At 48.6% G+C, this 1,340-nt stretch carries 1 protein-coding gene; it reads right to left on the reverse strand.

Annotation, left to right across the window (positions count from 1 at the left end):
• Positions 1-98: 98 nt before the first annotated feature.
• Positions 99-812: an alpha/beta hydrolase gene (locus tag F2P44_RS34255; protein WP_167094542.1), complete on the reverse strand. Its 714-nt coding sequence runs from the start codon at positions 810-812 to the stop codon at positions 99-101.
• Positions 813-1,340 lie beyond the last annotated feature (528 nt).

Below are 1,340 nucleotides of genomic sequence, written 5' to 3' on the forward strand. Positions count from 1 at the left end.
AATGAGATTAACCATGATTCCGCCACCATAACCGACCAGAATTCGTCCAGCATCACGAAAATGCGATGGAAAGTCGCGCTCCCGTGATGCCGGCCAGTTCAGAAAAATCGTTTTGCAATTGGCTCTTGTGGAAAGCGCATTTGCAACTCATGGGCAGTCTTTGAAATCGGTACCAGCGAATCTGCTCGGCCGAATATCGCCGTGACCGGACCTGTGTAACGTCCCAATATACACTCCCGCGTTGCCAAAAAACTATTTACGGTTATTTGAAAAAAATGCGGGTCGAACATCTCAGCATCACCAAGCAATGCCATAAACTGATCCACTTTAGTGCGATTTAACTCTCCCAAAAGCCGTTCAAAAATGTGCGGTATTGCGAAGAGTTGGCCCACCATCGGCCACAGCGTTTCGACTGAGGGGCAAGAGCGATAACCCTTCAGGACCTTGGATAGCTGGTCAGTTGGGCGTGCAGCCAGCTCTGCCTCGGCAAGCCCTGCATATGCTGCGCCTACATCGAATACCGGCGCGAGCAGCACCAAGCTACGAACCTTCTCGGGATACGAGCACGCCAAATTTGCGCCGATCTGCGCTCCAAAGGAACTCGTCAGCAAGTGAACAGGCCCTCCACAGGCTTGCACGCACTCATCGAGTTTTTGCATTGCTGCGCTCAGCAGGTGAGGCCAGGGATTATCAGGGTTTTCCCGGGGCTGATCCCACCAAATAATGTCGTTAACGTGGCTTAAGTGGAGTCGCTCGAATTTTGCCGAACTGCAAGGGCCGCCATGGACAAACAATATCGTATTAGTGGACATTTTCGCGCGATCGAGAGATAGAAAGGAAAAACATGCAACAGTGACAAACGCTTAACTTTTCGGTCACTGAGGGCTTTCGACTCATATTTTACCTGAAAGGTCCATAGTGCAATTGCATCATGTTCTAAAATTTTTATCTGACCTACCATTAAAGCAATAACCCAGTTCGGCCGAACTCAACATCGTTGTGATGTTCATGCCTGATAAGACAACCTTGCACGGAGTGCTAAATGTTTCGAAAATCGATTGTTGTTGGTATGATATAACGATATAAGTTGAAGCCGTATGCCTGACGCCAGGTTGAAGCGTAGCCGAATCTGACGATTCTTTCGATACGAATCGTAGCCGATGCTTAGCGCCCGATTTTTCGGTTTTTCCTATTCACTCCTAATGGGCTGTACTCATCACGTTATACACAACTCCGAACTCCCTGTCGCCATGACGAGAAAACCCGTTAACATTCAAGGAGTTACAGCCGCCACTTGTAAACTGTAGCGAAATGGCGTTTACTCTTGCCTTTTGGACGAC

Source organism: Massilia frigida (genome assembly GCF_011682175.1).
GTDB classification, from domain to species: Bacteria; Pseudomonadota; Gammaproteobacteria; order Burkholderiales; family Burkholderiaceae_D; genus Telluria_A; species Telluria_A frigida.

What these genes read in the sequence shown, in the direction of transcription:
- F2P44_RS34255 (WP_167094542.1), bottom strand. Translation starts at nt 812, where the DNA reads ATGTCCACTAATACGATATTGTTTGTCCATGGCGGCCCTTGCAGTTCG.